At 52.9% G+C, this 17727-nt stretch carries 14 protein-coding genes and 2 rRNA genes (1 of these 16 cut by a window edge); 11 read left to right on the top strand and 5 right to left on the bottom strand.

Annotation, left to right across the window (positions count from 1 at the left end):
- The 4 genes from DPRO_RS07280 to DPRO_RS07265 form a co-directional block, all read left to right on the top strand.
- A 23S ribosomal RNA gene (locus DPRO_RS07280) occupies positions 1-1223 on the top strand; it begins 1715 nt to the left of the window's first position.
- A gap of 67 nt (positions 1224-1290) precedes the next feature.
- Positions 1291-1405, top strand: a 5S ribosomal RNA gene (gene rrf / locus DPRO_RS07275).
- A 586-nt stretch (positions 1406-1991) separates the two neighbouring features.
- A complete protein-coding gene (locus DPRO_RS07270; RefSeq protein WP_097013670.1) occupies positions 1992-2750 on the top strand; it encodes a dimethylarginine dimethylaminohydrolase family protein in 759 nt (252 codons plus the stop codon).
- A 103-nt stretch (positions 2751-2853) separates the two neighbouring features.
- Positions 2854-4085 (top strand): IS3 family transposase gene (locus tag DPRO_RS07265; protein WP_097010824.1). Its coding sequence is split into 2 segments (ribosomal slippage): positions 2854-3208 and positions 3208-4085, totalling 1233 coding nucleotides; the frame shifts between segments, so codons are not numbered across the junction.
- Between the two features lie 45 nt (positions 4086-4130).
- Here the strand turns inward: DPRO_RS07265 and DPRO_RS07260 are convergent.
- The 3 genes from DPRO_RS07260 to DPRO_RS07250 form a co-directional block, all read right to left on the bottom strand.
- Positions 4131-6179, bottom strand: coding sequence for an AsmA family protein (locus DPRO_RS07260; protein WP_097011447.1), 2049 nt, complete (start codon positions 6177-6179; stop codon positions 4131-4133).
- A 9-nt stretch (positions 6180-6188) separates the two neighbouring features.
- A complete protein-coding gene (locus DPRO_RS07255) occupies positions 6189-6893 on the bottom strand; it encodes a DUF4197 domain-containing protein (protein ID WP_097011446.1) in 705 nt (234 codons plus the stop codon).
- Positions 6894-6993: 100 nt separating this feature from the next.
- Positions 6994-8028 (bottom strand): DUF1786 domain-containing protein, encoded by a 1035-nt coding sequence (locus tag DPRO_RS07250; RefSeq protein WP_097011445.1) that lies wholly within the window; start codon positions 8026-8028, stop codon positions 6994-6996.
- Between the two features lie 140 nt (positions 8029-8168).
- Here DPRO_RS07250 and DPRO_RS07245 point away from each other — a divergent pair, with 140 nt between their 5' ends.
- A complete protein-coding gene (locus DPRO_RS07245) occupies positions 8169-9014 on the top strand; it encodes an esterase/lipase family protein (RefSeq protein ID WP_097011444.1) in 846 nt (281 codons plus the stop codon).
- Between the two features lie 107 nt (positions 9015-9121).
- Positions 9122-10353, top strand: a protein-coding gene (locus DPRO_RS07240; RefSeq protein ID WP_097010824.1) for an IS3 family transposase whose coding sequence is annotated in 2 segments (ribosomal slippage) — positions 9122-9476 and positions 9476-10353 — 1233 coding nt in all. Because the reading frame shifts where the segments join, the coding sequence is not laid out codon by codon here.
- Positions 10354-10372: 19 nt separating this feature from the next.
- Here DPRO_RS07240 and DPRO_RS07235 read toward each other — a convergent pair.
- Together DPRO_RS07235 and DPRO_RS07230 are read right to left on the bottom strand one after the other, a co-directional pair.
- A complete protein-coding gene (locus DPRO_RS07235) occupies positions 10373-11977 on the bottom strand; it encodes a response regulator (protein WP_097011443.1) in 1605 nt (534 codons plus the stop codon).
- 32 nt (positions 11978-12009) lie between these two features.
- A complete protein-coding gene (locus DPRO_RS07230; protein WP_097011442.1) occupies positions 12010-12468 on the bottom strand; it encodes a chemotaxis protein CheX in 459 nt (152 codons plus the stop codon).
- A gap of 239 nt (positions 12469-12707) precedes the next feature.
- Here DPRO_RS07230 and DPRO_RS07225 point away from each other — a divergent pair, with 239 nt between their 5' ends.
- The 5 genes from DPRO_RS07225 (at position 12708) to DPRO_RS07205 (ending at position 17672) form a co-directional block, all read left to right on the top strand.
- Positions 12708-13898, top strand: coding sequence for an MFS transporter (locus tag DPRO_RS07225; RefSeq protein ID WP_097011441.1), 1191 nt, complete (start codon positions 12708-12710; stop codon positions 13896-13898).
- A 68-nt stretch (positions 13899-13966) separates the two neighbouring features.
- Positions 13967-15208 carry a NupC/NupG family nucleoside CNT transporter gene (locus DPRO_RS07220; RefSeq protein WP_097011440.1) on the top strand — a complete coding sequence of 414 codons (1242 nt, stop codon included), beginning with the start codon at positions 13967-13969 and terminating at the stop codon, positions 15206-15208.
- A 128-nt stretch (positions 15209-15336) separates the two neighbouring features.
- Complete coding sequence (locus DPRO_RS07215) at positions 15337-16083, top strand: N-acyl homoserine lactonase family protein (protein ID WP_097011439.1); 747 nt, start codon at positions 15337-15339, stop codon at positions 16081-16083.
- A 75-nt stretch (positions 16084-16158) separates the two neighbouring features.
- Positions 16159-17070, top strand: coding sequence for an AEC family transporter (locus tag DPRO_RS07210; RefSeq protein WP_097011438.1), 912 nt, complete (start codon positions 16159-16161; stop codon positions 17068-17070).
- A gap of 113 nt (positions 17071-17183) precedes the next feature.
- On the top strand, positions 17184-17672 hold the full coding sequence (locus DPRO_RS07205) for a hypothetical protein (protein WP_097011437.1): 489 nt from the start codon (positions 17184-17186) through the stop codon (positions 17670-17672).
- The last annotated feature ends 55 nt before the right edge of the window (positions 17673-17727 follow it).

Here is a 17727-nt window from a genome sequence, read left to right as displayed (position 1 = left end):
AATGACCCCGTAAGTTCGCGAGAAGGGGTACTCGATAATGTGATCTTATTTACTTTGTGAGCATTATTGAGGCGCAGTGAATCGGGGGGGGCGACTGTTTACTAAAAACATAGGTCTCTGCTAAGTCGTAAGACGATGTATAGGGACTGACGCCTGCCCGGTGCTGGAAGGTTAAGAGGTGGGGTTAGCTTCGGCGAAGCCCTAAATCGAAGCCCCAGTAAACGGCGGCCGTAACTATAACGGTCCTAAGGTAGCGAAATTCCTTGTCGGGTAAGTTCCGACCTGCACGAATGGCGTAACGATCTCCCCACTGTCTCAACCAGAGACTCAGTGAAATTGAATTCCCAGTGAAAATGCTGGGTACCCGCGGAAGGACGGAAAGACCCTGTGCACCTTTACTGCAGCTTGACATTGGTATTTGATTATTCATGTGTAGGATAGGTGGGAGACTTTGAAGCATGCACGCCAGTGTGTGTGGAGTCACCCTTGAAATACCACCCTTGAATACTTAGATATCTAATCCATGACCGTTATCCGGTGTGGAGACAGTGTCTGGTGGGTAGTTTGACTGGGGCGGTCGCCTCCCAAATAGTAACGGAGGCTTGCAAAGGTTCCCTCAGGCTGATTGGAAACCAGCCGTTGAGTGCAAAGGCATAAGGGAGCTTGACTGTGAGACAGACATGTCGAGCAGGAACGAAAGTTGGTCTTAGTGATCCGGTGGTTCCGCATGGAAGGGCCATCGCTCATAGGATAAAAGGTACGCCGGGGATAACAGGCTGATCGCGTCCAAGAGTTCACATCGACGACGCGGTTTGGCACCTCGATGTCGGCTCATCACATCCTGGGGCTGAAGCAGGTCCCAAGGGTACGGCTGTTCGCCGTTTAAAGTGGTACGCGAGCTGGGTTTAAAACGTCGTGAGACAGTTTGGTCCCTATCCTCCGTGGGCGTAGGAGAATTGAAGAGGGTCTGCCCCTAGTACGAGAGGACCGGGGTGGACGAACCTATGGTGTTTCTGTTGTCGCGCCAGCGGCATTGCAGAGTAGCTATGTTCGGTACGGATAACCGCTGAAAGCATCTAAGCGGGAAGCCCGCCTCAAGATTAGTTCTCCCTGGACATTAGTCCCTAAAGATCCCTTGAAGACTACAAGGTTGATAGGCTGGAGGTGTAAGCAATGTGAGTTGTTCAGCTGACCAGTACTAATAGATCGTGCGGCTTATTTTACAAATTATGGAATTCTCTCTTCTCCCTATTGACTATATATCTCGAACCCTACGGTTCACCAAATTTTCTTGGTGCCCAAGGAGGAGGGGGTACACCCGGTCCCATTCCGAACCCGGTAGTTAAGCCCTCCATCGCCGATGATACTGCATGGTAGCGTGTGGGAAAGTAGGTCGGTGCCAAGGAATCTTTCAAAAAGCCCTTCAGTGAAAACTGAAGGGCTTTTCCTGTTGCCTTGTAACAATCTGACATACCCACAACACCCCAAAATGAAGAGGGTCTACCCCTCGTGCGAGAGGAGCAACGAGCAACTTCTACTCTTGGTGTAGGTGCCAATCCTCAGAGGATTCTCTCATTCATAATTCCATGGCTCTTTTTTGTAGGAGTTGGCTGACTCATGTCGGCCTGCCCTCATTACTCAGTGGGAATGAGGCTACTCCTATTTGGGCGTTGCACCTTGGTTTGATGTTTCCGAAGTTTCTAGGCTCTAGCCAAGCAGATTGTATTTACAGAAACAGGTTGTTCCCCATTGGTCCATTACTGGACCTGTACAGATTTGTTGAGTAATGACAGCAGGCAGAGAGAGTCAAATACTGTAATCACCAAGCCTGCGCGCCCTAATTTTATTCAATCTTATGGCGGCGGTTGCGTTAAAGGCGTCAGTATTTAGTCAGGTTATCCATATCATTTGGATAGGTTCTTTTCAGTCTCACATGAGGCTAGTTAAGTCAGGCGGTTGATACCGATAAATCATGGAAATAGAGGATGACGATGTTTACACGAGCAATTACCCGCAGGCCATCGGTTGAAATGGTGGATGGGATTACTTCACAGGATTTGGGCAAACCGATTTTTGATTTGGCACTGGAGCAACACGCGGCATATGTAGGTGCACTTGAGAAGCTGGGCCTTGAGGTGACCGTTCTTGATGCTGAACCCGGATATCCCGATTGCTGCTTTGTCGAAGATACGGCTGTAGTGTGCAAGGATTTCGCTCTCATAGCCCCTCTGGGCGCTCCGACGCGTCAGGGCGAACAGGTAACTATCGAACCCGTTCTGGCTCGTTACAAGACCATTGAGCACGTTCAGCCGCCTGCTTTGTTTGAGGGTGGAGATGTGCTGCAGGTCGAAAATACTTTTTATATCGGAATTACCGAGCGCACCAACAAGGCAGGGACTGATGCATTCGCTGGAATCGTCGGGAAGTATGGGTATGATTGCAAAGCGATAGAGTGCGGGCCGAGTCTGCATTTCAAAACAGATGTAAACTACATCGGCAATAATACCGTGTTGGTTTCACCATTTTTCGCAGAGTCTCCTGATCTTGCTCATTTCAATCGGATAGTTGTTGAAGATGATGAAGCGTATGCTCGAAACTGCTTGTACATCAATGGGACGGTGATCGTACCTGCTGGTTTCCCCAATACATTGGCAAAAGTGAAAGCCACAGGCGTTCCTGTCATTGAGTTGGATATGTCCGAATATCGAAAGCTGGACGGCGGGTTAACCTGTCTTTCTTTGCGCTTCTAGTGTGCTAGATTCAATAAATGAAAAGGCCGGACAGTCTACCTGTCCGGCCTTTTTTTGTTTTGTGTCCCGTCCTGAAATAGGTTGACACCCAGAGGACCTATTTATGGAAGACAAATCCAAACAGCGAGTTAGACGCACCCAACGCGATTACACGATGGCCTTTAAATTGTCGGTTGTGGCACAGGTGGAAAAGGGCGAGATGACGTACAAGCAGGCTCAGGCTCTTTATGGTATTCAAGGGCGAAGCACTGTGCTGAAGTGGCTCAGGAAGCACGGCACCCTTGATTGGAGCAAGTCCATGGTACATTCCCGAAAAGACCCAAAAGCCAGAGAAACACCGGTCCAGAAGATCAAACGGCTGGAGAAAGAGCTTGAGGAAGAAAAGATCAAGACCGCGCTTCTCAATAAAATGATTGAGATTTCCGACCGCGAGTTTGGGACTTCTATAAGAAAAAAGCTTACCCCCGAGCTGCACGAAGTCTTCAGAGAGAAAGACAAATAAGCTTGTCTGCTTGTTGCAGGCAGCTCGGGGTCAGTCGGCAGTCCGTGTATCAGGCTGAAAAGCGCCATGATGCACGGGAAGCCATGTATCAGGAGGCAAAGGCCATGGTCCTGAACGTGCGGACCAGGATGCCCCGCCTTGGGACTCGAAAGCTGTACCACCTGTTGAAGGACGCATTTTCCGCAAAGGGAATCAGGCTCGGACGTGATGGGTTGTTTTCCCTGCTGCGGCGAGAGCATATGCTCATCAAGCGACGGAAAAACTATACAAAGACAACCAACTCGAAGCATTGGCTAAAAAAGCATCCCAACTTGTTGAAAGATGTTCAACCGAGATGTCCTGAGCAGGTGTTCGTAAGCGACATTACCTACGTGAATACACGTGAGCAAACATGCTATCTGTCGCTGGTGACAGATGCATTCAGCCGGAAGATAATGGGATACAACGTGAGCCGGGATCTCAGTGCGGAAAGCACAACCAAAGCGCTGGACGCGGCAGTTGAAAACAAGCGAAGGAGGGTGAATACAATTCACCATTCAGATCGAGGACTCCAATACGCTTCTTCGGTCTACCAGAGAAAACTCCAGGAATCCGGCATGGTTCCTTCCATGACAGATGGCTATGACTGCTATCAAAATGCCTTGGCGGAACGGATGAATGGAATTCTGAAGCAAGAGTTCATGGTCACCAAATGCAACGACTTTGCAGAGCTCAATACCCTGGTGAGGGAATCCGTTGAGATATACAATTCACAACGGCCACATCTCAGCCTAGGAATGAGAACGCCAAACGATGTACACGAATCAGGCTGTGGGGCTAGCCCCACAGCCTGATTGAAACCTTCAAAAACCGTCAACCTATTTCAGGACGGCTCATTGTTAGAAGAGGTTCTTGAGAATACCGCCAGGCTTGCTGCCTTCCTTGGTATCTCCAGCTCCAGAATCGGAGCCTGAACCAGTGAGTGACTTCACCGCATCACCGACGCCCTTGACCGCACCTTCAACGCCCTTGACGCCGCCCTGCAGCAGGGCCTGTGCCATGGCCTTGGCATCGAGACCGATGTCAGGGTCGCTCAGTGACCCCTTTGCATAGATGGGAATGGTGAGGCCTGCGAGTTGGTCAATAGACTCACCGTCCTGTCCCTTGAGCGAACCAACGATCTTGACCTTGGTGTTGTAGTCCAGGTTGTTGTTGGGCAGATTGGCCCAACCCTGTCCGTTGACACGGAGCAGTGGCGACATCATGTGCAGGTCGTCGTTGGTGATATGACCCTTCTTGATGAATGCGCTGCCAGTCAGGGCTGCGAAGTCCGTGCGCAGCGGCTCATTCTTGCTGCTGGCTTGACCTGTCAACGTATTGAAGGCGTTGCGGATCATCTGCGCGATGTTAATGCCGTTGATGGCACCATCGGTAAAAGCGAACGATGCGTTGCCCGAGATCGACTTCTTGATATTGTCAGGAGTCAGACCGGAGCCGGATACGGCGTAGTCAGCCTTGGTCGTACCCAGTAAACGATCCTTGCCCACCAGATCATTAAGAAGCGGGCCTGCCTGAACACCGGTCAGTTGTGCGGTCTCCTGCCATGTGGCGAGCGGGCCGTTGACGTTCAGTACAGACTTGGCCGTCAAGCCGCCATCATACAGCTTGGCGGAAAACGGATCGATGGTGATGATGCCGTTCTTTGCAACCAGATCGCACAGGATATCGGTGATGCGCAGGTTCATGGCCTTGAGCTTGTTGATGGTCAGCTTGGCCTTGAGATTAAGTTCTCGCATGGCGCTGAGATCGGGCTCCTGGACCGGACCAGCATCCTGCTGATTACTTGATGCGCTCTGAGTCGCTTCACCCTTGGTTGCCGGGGGCATGTAGCGATCCACATCGATATCGTCCACATTGACGTTGAAAACGATGGCTGGCTTGGCAAAGTTGGTTACAGAGCCTTCGCCCTTGATGGTGGTATCATCCAGCTTGACGGTCATGTTATCCAGCTTGGCACTATTGGAGTTGCCAGAGAGCTTGAGGGTCGAGCTTATTCTGGTCAATGCTGCTGGGTCAGTGGTCTTGAGCGGCTCCATGCCAAGGGATGTCATCAGCTTCTTGGCGGACATCTCTGCCAGCGCGATTTCGCCCGAATAATCCATGCCCTTGTCATGACTCTTGGCAAAGAAATTACCGGTCACACTCAGGTCGAGCAGGGTGAGGATGAAATCACTCAGGGTGATGGTGTTGGCATCCTTGTCCAGCGTGACAACCGCGGTCAACGTGGGCGACGTTTCGATCTTGGGTTCATTGAGCTTCAGGTCGAAGCCAAGGTCGATAGGTGTCGGCGTGTTGTTGCCGACTTCTCCGATGAGCAGATTCAGATTGGCGATGGTTGCCTGCTGGCCGGTGCTGCGATCATCGTAGGTGACATTGGCGTTGGTGATCTTCACACCACCAATAGAAATGGAGTCAAGGCTTGCGCCGGACGATTCCTTGGCAGGCTCTTCGGGCTGAGTTGCCTTTGGTTCCTTGGCCCCCTTACTGGCGGTAAGGTCGTCCCAGTTGGTCACGCCCTGCTTATTGACGGCAAGGTTCAGGTTGAAGCCATCTAGGATGATCACACCGATGGAAACATTGCCAGTCAGAAGGGGAAGTAATTCGATCGAGGCTTCGGCCTGGTTGATGCGAACCATTTCCTGCGGGGAGAAGCCCTTGGCATTGCCAAGAGCTACAGGGCCGACTTCAAGGCCGAGCCACGGGAAAAAGCGGAACCCGATGTCCCCTTCGAATGTGAGTTGACGTCCAGTGTTCTCTTCAACTGCCTGGGCTATCTGTCCCTTGTATTCGTTGGGGTCTACAGTGGAGACCAACACGATAGCCGCTACTATGAACAGGGAGAGTAGGGCTCCTGCCGCGATGAGAATAATCTTGATTGGCTTGCTCATATTCGCTCCTTAAAATAGCTTCTGCAATAAGCTCGATGCGTTTTCAGCGCCGCTGGAGCGCAGCGCCTTTTCCTTCTCGCCTATATAATAAAACATTGAATCCAAAGTCTTGTCAGTCAAATACGTTGTCGGATCAAAGGCCGTTCCCCCCAGCCCGGCGGCCTGTTGTGCGGCTGCCAAGGGGCCAAGGTAGTCGCCAACACCGGCGCTTTGGACCGACTGTTCCACTATGGGCCGCACAAGCTTTGCCAGCGTATCGCGGCTGTTCTGCTCAAAATACTGGGTGATGGCAGTGTCGCCTCCGCTGACAGCCTTGGTGGGATTGCTGACAGACAGTGAGGATATGGAGTCGAGGAACGTACTCTTGACGCCCGGGATGGCTCCTTCGGCAGCTCCGTTCAGCGAGTCGAGCAGCATCGAGCTTCCAGGAAACGATAGATTTCCCGGAAGGGACAAAGCTGTATCAGGGTGAGCAGAAAAACCGCCGGGGCTTCCCAATGTATTGGCTGCGGAATCCGTACCGAGCTTGAGGGTCTCCTTGATGCCTGCCATCGCTTCCGATGGGGTATAAGGAGAACCGGCCGCAGTGGCAGCTGTGTCTGCCATGTCGCTGCCCATTTTATTGAGCGCATCACCCCAGCCGGCCAGAGCCTGTGACCAGAACAGAGCAAGGCACAGGAAGACTAACAGGACCGAACGTAATCGAAAGAGCATGATCTCTCCTTGAGATAGAACGTGACGTATAATGGTCTTTTTACCACGCCATGCAACTCATGCCTAGGGAGATAACTACTTTTTTATGTGATCATGTTGATCATCTTTCCTGCATTGACAGCCCTTTGATGAGTCCGAATGCACCGGCGAGCATCATGTCGCCTCCGGGTGCGGGGAAGGAAACATCATATCCCTGGAGCATGTTGCGCCTGGGACCGATCACATAGGTCGGCTTGAATCCTTGAGCTTCATCGGGGAGATCCATGGTCATGCAGCCATGTCCGCGGTCTGCGAAGACCTGATCAAAGGAGAGACAGCCGCATCGAAAATAGGAGAGGTCTGACCACAGCTTCTCGGAATCGATGCAACTGGTGTGTTGTTCGTAGACGCCATGAATTCGGCCTCCGTAGAGAAGAAATGCGATCAGATGTGAGTTGCCGATATTGACCAGTGTGATGCCGTGCTCATGGCTTTCTTTCTCGATTTCGTCGACATACAGGGTCCCGAGCACTGCCGCGGCCCCTGTGTCGGCCACTGGCCCACCGCCAATATCCTCCTGCAAATCCTTGAGGCGCGTCAGCATGGAAGGGGGTGTTTGAAAAACAAGATTTTCCGGTCTTCCTTTGCCTTCATGGAGAAACGATTGCCAGAGCTTGAAACGGCCCATCCGGTTGGATTCGCCCGGGTGGAATCCGTGATCCTGAGCACAGGCAGCAATGGAATCAGGCCATGGAAGCTCTGCGGCGTCGAAGAAGTTACGCCACCATGCTTCATCAAAATCAGTCAGGCGAACGGGCGCGAATCCTTCCGGGCATGCTTCGGTGATCTGGATGCCGGAATCGGTCACTCGACCCAGATCATCTGCCATGGTGTACGCGGCGCTTGTGCTTGATGCGACGCTGAGCCCGGCCTGTTGGTGGGCTCGGATGAATCGGGTGACTCCGCCGCCCATGTTACGCCCGTGGAGCCAGATGGACTTTCCTTCCAGTCGCAGCCGTTCAATGCGTTTGCCTATTTGCAAGGCAGGAGAAGGAAGGACGAATTTGGGGCAGTTCTCGATTTCCGTATCCGGTGAGTAGAGCAGCACATCCTGTGTTCCAGAGCCGATATCAAGACATAATGTGGTACGAGACATACGTGATTCCTTTGGTTTGGGTATGCACGGTATCATCCGGGGGCAGGCCGGGGCAAGATTGTGGATTATGCGTAGGTTTTGACAAAAAAATCAGGCAGGGGGCCAGTTGACTCCGGCTAGGGAAGAGGTAGGATGCCCTCATGATGGAAACCATAGTGATCCTTTTGCTCTTTTTGGCCGTGGCCTATCCAGCCTTGCGGTATTTGATATTCATATTGTCGAATCGCCAATCCGGGGAACTGCCGGAGGTACGGCGGCAACTAGGTGGACTGTTCAAGCCGGTTATGCGTGGAGCAGCGACTGCCGGGCTTGCTGACCTGATGGTTTTGCCGACCTATCCGCTGGGTATCATGGGTGGGCGTGAACCCATGGGGAGTGGCACTCCGATTCTTTTGGTGCATGGCCTGTTTCATAATTCGTCGGCCTGGCTTGTCATGAAGCAGCGGTTGCGCAAGGCGGGGTATGAGAACCTGCATACCTACCAGTACAATAGCTTTACGGGCGAGTTTCCGCAGGCTGTGGACGGGTTGCAGCGCAAGCTGGATTCCCTGTTGCAGCAGAGCCCGAGCCGCAAGGTCATTCTGGTAGGACACAGCCTGGGTGGATTGGTTATTCGAGCAGCAGTGGGCAATCCTCGGTTCTGGGGGAAAATCGCCGGAATGGTCGCACTCGGAACCCCACATGGTGGTTCCGATCTTGCCCGCTTCGGCGGCAATAGAATGGCCCGAGGATTGATCCCCGGACGGGAGATCATGACAATGGCAGATGGAGCCCCGCAACCGGATTGTCCGAAACTCGCCATCTTCAATCCTGTGGATGATTTTGTTTTCCCTTTGCATACCCTCCTGCCTCCCGAAGGGTGGAGCAAGAAGGTGTGCTCTCCCATGGGGCATGTCTGGATGCTCTATTCAAAAGAAATAGCCGATATGCTGATAGACTTTTTGAGTGAAGTTCTTGAGGAAGAGAACAGGGAAGCCGCATCCTGATGTGCGATGAACGTTGATTACGACACCAATGAAAAAGGGCCTCATGCGAGGCCCTTTTCTTTTATGTGTCCCGTCCTGAAATAGGTTGACACCCAGAGGACCTATTTATGGAAGACAAATCCAAACAGCGAGTTAGACGCACCCAACGCGATTACACGATGGCCTTTAAATTGTCGGTTGTGGCACAGGTGGAAAAGGGCGAGATGACGTACAAGCAGGCTCAGGCTCTTTATGGTATTCAAGGGCGAAGCACTGTGCTGAAGTGGCTCAGGAAGCACGGCACCCTTGATTGGAGCAAGTCCATGGTACATTCCCGAAAAGACCCAAAAGCCAGAGAAACACCGGTCCAGAAGATCAAACGGCTGGAGAAAGAGCTTGAGGAAGAAAAGATCAAGACCGCGCTTCTCAATAAAATGATTGAGATTTCCGACCGCGAGTTTGGGACTTCTATAAGAAAAAAGCTTACCCCCGAGCTGCACGAAGTCTTCAGAGAGAAAGACAAATAAGCTTGTCTGCTTGTTGCAGGCAGCTCGGGGTCAGTCGGCAGTCCGTGTATCAGGCTGAAAAGCGCCATGATGCACGGGAAGCCATGTATCAGGAGGCAAAGGCCATGGTCCTGAACGTGCGGACCAGGATGCCCCGCCTTGGGACTCGAAAGCTGTACCACCTGTTGAAGGACGCATTTTCCGCAAAGGGAATCAGGCTCGGACGTGATGGGTTGTTTTCCCTGCTGCGGCGAGAGCATATGCTCATCAAGCGACGGAAAAACTATACAAAGACAACCAACTCGAAGCATTGGCTAAAAAAGCATCCCAACTTGTTGAAAGATGTTCAACCGAGATGTCCTGAGCAGGTGTTCGTAAGCGACATTACCTACGTGAATACACGTGAGCAAACATGCTATCTGTCGCTGGTGACAGATGCATTCAGCCGGAAGATAATGGGATACAACGTGAGCCGGGATCTCAGTGCGGAAAGCACAACCAAAGCGCTGGACGCGGCAGTTGAAAACAAGCGAAGGAGGGTGAATACAATTCACCATTCAGATCGAGGACTCCAATACGCTTCTTCGGTCTACCAGAGAAAACTCCAGGAATCCGGCATGGTTCCTTCCATGACAGATGGCTATGACTGCTATCAAAATGCCTTGGCGGAACGGATGAATGGAATTCTGAAGCAAGAGTTCATGGTCACCAAATGCAACGACTTTGCAGAGCTCAATACCCTGGTGAGGGAATCCGTTGAGATATACAATTCACAACGGCCACATCTCAGCCTAGGAATGAGAACGCCAAACGATGTACACGAATCAGGCTGTGGGGCTAGCCCCACAGCCTGATTGAAACCTTCAAAAACCGTCAACCTATTTCAGGACGGCTCAATGCGGTGATTTCCTGAATCTTTGCCTTGAGAGCATCCGGCTTGAACGGCTTGGTGATGAAGGCCGTGACACCGGCCTTTTCCGCAAGGCTGACCTGTGTGGCTTCGGACTCCGTGGTAACCATGATAATGGGTACGTCTTCGTAGCCGGGGGTGTTGCGGAGCTTGGTCACCAGTTCCATACCGTCCATGACAGGCATGTTCATATCGGTGATGATGATCTTGAACTCTTCGCCCTGTTCCACGAAGTCATAGGCTTCCTCGCCGTTGGTGGCGATGACGGGTTCAAATCCGAGATCGGAGAGAATGGCGCGGTGCATGGCGCACATGGAGCGGGAGTCGTCCGCGGCCAGAGCCTTGAACGATCCGGCTGCGAGCTGCGGCAGGCGAGCCATATCTTCTTCTGCTCTGCTGCCGCCCACCTCGGCGAGGACAGCGCGGAACTCTTCGATGATTTCGGCATCCCTGGAGGCGGTGAGGGCGTCCATGAGCGCATCACCTGCGCCCGCAGTCTCATACAGGGCGTCGAATATCCTGGTGGCTCGGGAAGAAATAATGGCTTTTGCGAGCCGGTCGCTCTGATCGTTGGCCTGAATGATGAGATCGGTCAATTTGGAGATCATCCCCGGATTGACATGTTTCTCCAGACCGCCGATAACCGCCATGAGGATGAGTTCGTCTTCTTCGTTCAGCCCGTCCACAAGGCAGATGATGCCTTTCATGGTGCCAATGCGACCAAGGGCTTCGTATACGGCGTACCGGACGTTGGAGTCGTCTGCCAGTCCTTTGTCAAAGGCGGCGACAAGGCCGTTGGCACCGCTTCTGTCGGCCACGAAGCCGAGCACGTTGGCAGCCAGGATCTTGTTGTCCGTATCGCCACTTTCAAAGGATTGCAGCAACATGGGGATTGCCGGAGTACCTATGTTGACGAGAGCGTCAGTGATGATGCGGCGTACCGTAGGGTTCTTATGGTGCAGCTTTTCAACAAGGAAGGCTAACGTGTCTTCGCGGTTGAATGTGGCCAGGGCTTCAATTGCTTTCCAGGTGGAGATTTCACACACTTCATAGCGCTCAGGTGCTTCACTTTCCGTGAGTATGGCCTTGAAGGCGTCGATGGATTCGTCATCTTCCAACTTGCCGAGCGCTTCGATGCATGAGGACTGGATGAACGCGTCTTCATGTCCGAGATGTTTACGGAAGACTTCGAGCGCAACCGGGTCGCCGATATGGGCAAGAGAGGTCAGGATTTCCATGAGTCGGTCCGGATCCTGCTCATCTCTGGCTATTTGAACGAGCGGTTCGGCCGCGCGCACCAGACGGTGCTCACCAGCCACGCGGATACAGAGGATGCGGAACCCGTCATGCTCGTCGGTCAATCCTTCGATTATCTTGTTCTCATTGCTTGAGAGCACGGCGTTCAGCGCATTGACCACCATGTAATCAATGGACGTGTCACCTACGGGATTTTTGAGCAGTTCAATCAGTTCGGGAAGTGCGTCAGGCGTTTTACTGCCGGAGATCTCGTTGAGGATGGTGATCTGATCTAGGAACTCTTTATTGCGAAAGTCTTCTAATATAGACATGTTCTCTCCAGTATTGAGCGTGTTTCGTTTGATTATTCGAAACAGAACTCGATGGTGAAGTCTCCATCGGGTGTGGTGAAGGGGATTGCCATGATCGGAGACTTGGCCATGTGAGAAATGGTGTGGCCGTCACCCATTACAACGGTCGGAGTGGAACCCTGGAAGACGAGCCCCTTTTCCGCGAGGCCTGCACGCGCCTGACCGGAGATCATGTTGGTGAGCTCACCAACGGCATCCTTGACGTCCTGCATGATGTCGTCAATCTCGTCGCCAAGCATGTTCTTGACAATAGCGACCGCACATCCTTTGGAGAAGGACAGCGAAACACTTCCGTTCTTTTCCCCGGTAATGCCGATCATGCCAGAGATGTCACCGGCAGCGACATTGTCTTTTTTTACATAGGGTTTGCCGACAGTGGGCTTGATAAATGCCATGGTAGACAAAACGTCTACAGCTGCCTTTATGAACGGTTTTGCCAACTCAACATTCATGTTCTTCTCCTTAACAAAGATCGGGCCGGTTTCAGGTGGAAAATGCAGCCTGGCGGCCATCGAAGTGCTTTTTTAGTAATGGATTTTCAGGTTGTCGAAACAACCTGTTATGTCTACGCCATATAAACAAAATACGTATCGGCTTCGAGTAGGGCGGTCAAGTCGTGTATATTATAAAATGAGTGATTATCGGTTCCTTTTCTTGCCACTGCGTCGCTTAGAGTCTATCTGGTAGCCCAATGTCATCAAGTTCATCCACCCAGCACGCCTTGCCCTTTCGCTCCGCACTCCCTGCCGTCTTGTTCGTGACATCCATTTTTTTCTGCAACTTTCTTTCTCGTGTCATGTTTGCCCCGCTCATGCCTGTCATACAGGATGAAATGGGTTTTACCCATGCCGGAGCCGGACAACTCTTTCTTGCGCTGGGGATCGGAAACGGCGTTGGCCTGCTGCTAAGCGGGTTTATCTCCAGAGAGGTGGATCATCGTCGGACAGTGGCGATTTCGTCCATACTGGTGGGTATTTGTGTGCTCATAGTTACGCAAACCACTGGGTATGGCTCGCTTATGGGGGCCATGCTCGCCTTGGGAATGGCTGTGGGATTGTATCTGCCATCCGGCATGGCGACCCTGACCTCCCTTGTGCGTAACAAAGACTGGGGCAAGTCCATCGCTGTCCATGAGCTGGCTCCCAACGTTGCGTACGTGGCCGCTCCTCTGCTGGCTGAATCCCTTTTATTGATAGCGGGCTGGAAAGGTGCTTTCTACCTTCTGGGAGGTGCGCAGATAGTGCTCGGGCTGCTCTTTCTTCGGCGCGGGAGGGGCGGCGAGTTTCCGGGCATGGTGCCTGGGCCGTTGATGGTTGCTCAAATACTGCGACGCCCGATTTTCTGGTTGCTGATGACATTCTTTGCCATGGCGGTCGGTGCATCCATCGGCCCCTATTCCATGTTGCCACTGTACTTGGTCGATGCGCACGGCTTTACTCGGGAAGAGGCAAACAAGCTGCTGGCGGCGTCCCGCATCATGGCCTGCTTCATGCCGTTTCTTGCGGGATGGATAACCGATAAATGGGGAGCCAAGCCTGCCATTCTTCTCTATCTGGTGACCAATGGCGTGTCGCTTATCCTGCTGGGGGTTGCCAAAGGTTCCCTACTTGTTTCTTTGGTGGTCATGCAGCCCGTGTTCTCGGTTCTGCTTTTTGCGCCGGGATTCACCGTGCTTGCCTCGGCATTTCCTCCTGAGCACCGTAGCGTGGCTATCGCGCTTATGGGGCCGCTCAACGCCACCATCGGCATGGGACTGGTGCCCACATTCCTTGGCTACATGGGGGATGCGGGCATGTTCGGTGCCGGGTTCATGGTGCAGGGGGCGATTTTGCTCATCACCATTCTCTTTCTCCCCATTCTTCCCAAGGGCCGGGCAAATTAGGAGGCATGACTTGCAACTCCCTGTCTGAACGAGTAATTCGTCTCGGACACCATAATAGGGAGAGTGCGATGCTGCAGAGTGGATTTGGGTTGCTGGCGCTTGTCTTGCTGGCCTGGTTGATGAGTGAGAACCGGGGCAAGGTTCGTATTTCCGGGGTGGCCATCGGAGTTGGGTTACAATTGATTCTGGGACTGCTGATGCTCAAGGTCCCGATTTTTGAACAGATATTTCTCGGCTTGAACAGTGTTGCGCTGGCCATTGAAAAAGCGACCATGGCCGGGACAAGCTTTGTGTTCGGCTATCTGGGCGGCGGTCCGCTGCCATTCGAGGAACCGTATCCCGGTGCCGGATTCATTCTTGCCTTTCGGGCGCTCCCCATAATTCTCATCATGTCCGTGATCTCTGCCGTGCTCTATTACTGGCGCGTGCTGCCTGTGATTGTCAGCGCTTTTTCCTACTGTCTGGAAAAGACCATGAAGATAGGTGGGGCGCTGGGCGTGGGGGCGGCTTCTAATATCTTTGTAGGCATGGTCGAGGCGCCGTTGATGGTCAAGCCGTATCTGGGGCGGATGACCCGGAGTGAGCTGTTCACCATCATGACCTGCGGCATGGCGACCATCGCCGGAACCATGCTGGTGCTCTATGCATCCATTCTTGCGCCGGTCATTCCCAATGCCATGGGTCAGATTCTTGCCGCTTCCATCATCTCGGCTCCGGCTGCCATTCTCATTGCCCGGGTCATGGTTCCCGAAACCGCCAAGCACATGACCGAAGGATCGATCGTCCCACCCCGCGAGGCTGCCTCCACCATGGATGCCGTGACGCTCGGTACATCTGATGGCATCAAAATCCTGCTCAACGTGGTGGCCATGTTGCTCGTACTCGTGGCGCTGGTTTCCTTGATCAACGCCGGTCTTGCCTTTTTGCCGGATGTCATGGGTGCGCCCTTGACCCTGCAGCGTATGCTTGGCTGGATCATGGCGCCGGTTGTCTGGCTTATCGGCATTCCGTGGGCCGAGGCCCAAACTGCCGGGACGCTCATGGGGACCAAGACCATACTCAACGAATTTCTGGCGTATCTGGAACTTGCCAAGCTGGAGCCGGGCGTATTGTCGGAACGCAGTCGTGTCATCATGACCTACGCCATGTGCGGCTTTGCCAATTTCGGTTCCCTCGGCATCATGATCGGTGGACTCAGCGTCATGGCGCCGCAGCGGCGTGACGAGATCGTTCAACTGGGGGCCAAGTCCATTATCTCCGGTACGTTGGCGACTCTGATGACCGGAGCGGTGGTCGGGGTGATCCTCTAAGGCTGGACTTTTGATACCGAGGATTTATTGTAAGGGTGCAACAGCTCCCGGTTGGCTGGACTGAACGCTTGCATCTGACGAAAGTTATTCATATGTTCAGCCGAAATAATCAACCACAGGGATATGAGATGAAATACAAAGTCCACCCCATCTGTATGGGGACCAAAGTGTTCGACAAAGGCATGATGACGTATCAACAGGGATATGGTTCTCCGTACACCATCCCCATCTATACCTGGTACATCGAAGGCGGGGACAAGAAGATTCTCGTCGATACCGGTGAAATGCAGCCCATCATTTCCGAAGAGCGTGAGCAGGCCATTGGCGGCAAAATCTACACCTTTGAGGAAGGATTGGCCAAATATGGACTCAAGCCCGAGGACATCGACATCATCATCCACACCCACATGCACAACGACCATTGCGAGAACGACTACAAGTGCGTCAACGCCAAGGTCTACATGCATGAAAAGGAACTGGAGGCCGCGTACAATCCGCATCCTCTCGATTTCCGCTACCTCGAAGACTACCTCGATGACATCAAGGACAACGGCCAGATCGTGACCGTGTCCGAAGACACCGAGGTCGTACCCGGTATAACCATGATCCACACGCCTGCTCACACCGAAGGCGGCATGTCCATCAAGATCGAGACCGAGAAGGGCAGCGTCCTCATTTGCGGATTCTGTACCATCCTCGAGAACATTGAGCCGCCCATCGAAGTCAAGGCCATGGAGATGGAAGTCATCCCTCCCGGAACCAATACCGGTCCTGCCGAGGCATACGATATTCTGCTCAAGGCCAAGGAGATGGCAGACTACGTGTTGCCGCTCCATGAACCCAAATGGGCGTCCATGGAAACCGTTCCCGAATAATCAATACGGGGAGCTTCACAAGAGGCTCCCCGTTTTTCTTGCCTTTTTCCTGCCAGCAGGCGTACGGTTTCGCCCATGTCCCCCATTCTACTGGCAGTCGCGCCCATTTTCGGGCTGATTCTTATCGGATTCACACTGTACCGGTTTGAGTTTCCGGGTACTGGCTTTTGGCCGGTTTCGGAACGGCTGACCTATTATGTCCTTTTCCCTGCGCTGCTTATCGGTGGCTTATCGGGGCGTTCCTTTGACGCCTCTGCCTTGGGGCTGGCCGTGACACTGTTGCTGTCTGTTGGGGGCGTGTCGCTGGTCCTCGTTTTTATGCGTCGACTGCTCCCCATGGATGGTCCGGCGTTCACGTCGGTGTTTCAGGGAGCCATACGCCCGAATACTTACGTGGGACTCTCAGTGGCCGCTGCACTGTTAGGGCCGGACTGGATGACGCTCTCGGCGGTTGCGTTGCTGACGCTAGTGCCGCTGGTCAATGTGCTGTGCGTGTTGGTTTTGGCCCGTCATGGCGGCAACGGCGGCGGGGCACTTCGCACGTTGCAGGAGCTGGGCAAAAATCCGCTCATCCTGTCATGCGTGGTCGGTTTTTTGATGAATGGGTTTAGCATCACGTTACCGGTCGCGATTCAGGATGTGCTGGATATTCTGGGTAAGGCTGCATTGCCCATGGGACTGCTGGCAGTGGGGGCAGGGCTTCGTTTTGAAGGAGTGCTCTGTCGAATCTGGCCGGTCGCCGTGGCGTCTGTCGCGCATCTTCTGATACTGCCACTGGTTGCTTTTGGCTGCTCCATACTGCTTGGGCTTGATGAATTGTCGCGCAATGCGGCGTTGATCTACACAGCCATTCCGGTGTCAGTGTCCGCTTTTATCCTTGCCCGGCAGATGGGTGGTGATCACCGTGTGATGGCGTTGATCATAACGGTTCAGACCATTTTGTCCGCGTGTACGCTCCCGATTATACTGACACTCCTTGGCTCCTGAAATCCGAAAAAAGTGATTGGGAATCAATCAAAAGCCGATAAACCCCTTGAAACTGTGCGGGAATTGGTGGATTATGGCTGATCTTTGTAGATCGGATGTGAAAGGAGTTCATAATGGCCAAAGATTTTAGAGAGTTGCTTGTTGAAGCATCCCGTCATGACCAGTTCGGTCGATTTTTCAAGGAAATCCAGGTCGGATTCAAAATGGTTATATCATTTCAGGCAAGTGAGACCCATGCCTGTGAACCAGCCGAGACTCTGGACGACGTATATCAATACACAAAATGGGAAGTTATGCTTCGCCAGACCAACAAGCCGATCACGGCTCCACGGATCGGCGCGTGGGATTTTCTCAAGAACAATGTGTGGGCTAAGAAATTCGACATGCCGGAGTTCCAGACCGGAATGCTCGGCGAGTTTCTGACTGTTTGGGAAGCGCAGCGATGTTTCGAGGATGTAATAGAGTACGCTACGATCAAGAAACAGCTTGATTCGGAAGATGATATCCGCATTGTTGAGCCTGATGAAAATCTCAAGGAGAAAGCTCGTGGCTGCGGCGGTTGCGGGGGAAGCAGCAAAAAGGAAAAAGTCGAAGCTGAATAAGTGAATTGTGCTTCTATCATCAAGGCCCGGCTCCATGGGGAGTCGGGCCTTGTTG

Origin of the sequence: Pseudodesulfovibrio profundus (assembly GCF_900217235.1) — a bacterium.
Lineage (GTDB): Bacteria > Desulfobacterota > Desulfovibrionia > Desulfovibrionales > Desulfovibrionaceae > Pseudodesulfovibrio > Pseudodesulfovibrio profundus.
This window is presented reverse-complemented; position numbering and strand designations above follow the sequence as displayed.

Bases quoted from the DNA above. Each gene is read 5' to 3' on its own strand.
- DPRO_RS07235 (WP_097011443.1), bottom strand. From the start codon at position 11,977: ATGTCTATATTAGAAGACTTTCGCAATAAAGAGTTCCTAGATCAGATC.
- DPRO_RS07245 (WP_097011444.1), top strand. From the start codon at position 8,169: ATGATGGAAACCATAGTGATCCTTTTGCTCTTTTTGGCCGTGGCCTAT.
- DPRO_RS07205 (WP_097011437.1), top strand. From the start codon at position 17,184: ATGGCCAAAGATTTTAGAGAGTTGCTTGTTGAAGCATCCCGTCATGAC.
- DPRO_RS07255 (WP_097011446.1), bottom strand. From the start codon at position 6,893: ATGCTCTTTCGATTACGTTCGGTCCTGTTAGTCTTCCTGTGCCTTGCT.
- DPRO_RS07210 (WP_097011438.1), top strand. From the start codon at position 16,159: ATGTCCCCCATTCTACTGGCAGTCGCGCCCATTTTCGGGCTGATTCTT.
- DPRO_RS07225 (WP_097011441.1), top strand. From the start codon at position 12,708: ATGTCATCAAGTTCATCCACCCAGCACGCCTTGCCCTTTCGCTCCGCA.
- DPRO_RS07215 (WP_097011439.1), top strand. From the start codon at position 15,337: ATGAAATACAAAGTCCACCCCATCTGTATGGGGACCAAAGTGTTCGAC.
- DPRO_RS07270 (WP_097013670.1), top strand. From the start codon at position 1,992: ATGTTTACACGAGCAATTACCCGCAGGCCATCGGTTGAAATGGTGGAT.
- DPRO_RS07220 (WP_097011440.1), top strand. From the start codon at position 13,967: ATGCTGCAGAGTGGATTTGGGTTGCTGGCGCTTGTCTTGCTGGCCTGG.
- DPRO_RS07260 (WP_097011447.1), bottom strand. From the start codon at position 6,179: ATGAGCAAGCCAATCAAGATTATTCTCATCGCGGCAGGAGCCCTACTC.
- DPRO_RS07250 (WP_097011445.1), bottom strand. From the start codon at position 8,028: ATGTCTCGTACCACATTATGTCTTGATATCGGCTCTGGAACACAGGAT.
- DPRO_RS07230 (WP_097011442.1), bottom strand. From the start codon at position 12,468: ATGAATGTTGAGTTGGCAAAACCGTTCATAAAGGCAGCTGTAGACGTT.